Raw genomic sequence first — 484 nt, 5'->3', positions numbered from 1 at the left:
TACGGGCGGGACACCCAGCCAACCGCGCTCGTGGCGCTCCTGCGCCGGGTGTCCGAGCAGCACCGCGAGACCGGCGGCTTCACCGAGTTCATCGCCATGCCACGGGGCGGTGGGGCGGAGCGTGCCCGGGACGCGGCGGGCTTTCTCGACCGGGCTCGTGCCGTGACCGCGGTCGCCCGGCTCCTCCTGCACGACCGCGTCCCGCACGTGCAGGCGGCCTGGCCGGACCTGGGCCTTGGCGCGGCGAGCGCCGTGCTGCGGGCCGGAGCCGACGACCTCGGCGGCACCCTCCTGCCCGGCTGGGGCATCAGCGCGGCCGAGCAGAGCGGCCTCGACGACGAGCTCCTGCTGGCCGTCTCCGCGCGGAGCGCTCGGCCCCTCCGCCAGCGGGACACCCGCTACGAAGACCCCGCGAACCCCCGCCCCGTCAGTCGAACGGACCGGCCGCGACCGCTGCCGGAGTCGCTCCGATGAGCCGGCTGGC

The 484-nt window shown here is 77.1% G+C and carries 1 pseudogene; it reads left to right on the top strand.

Annotation, left to right across the window (positions count from 1 at the left end):
• Window positions 1-474, top strand: a pseudogene (locus OOT08_RS05965) (hypothetical protein); the annotation flags it as partial.
• Between the last annotated feature and the right edge of the window lie 10 nt (window positions 475-484).

This window comes from Leucobacter sp. M11, assembly GCF_035726885.1.
GTDB lineage: Bacteria > Actinomycetota > Actinomycetes > Actinomycetales > Microbacteriaceae > JAPFRB01.
Note: the sequence above shows the minus strand (reverse complement) of the source record. Positions and strands in the feature narration are given on the sequence as shown.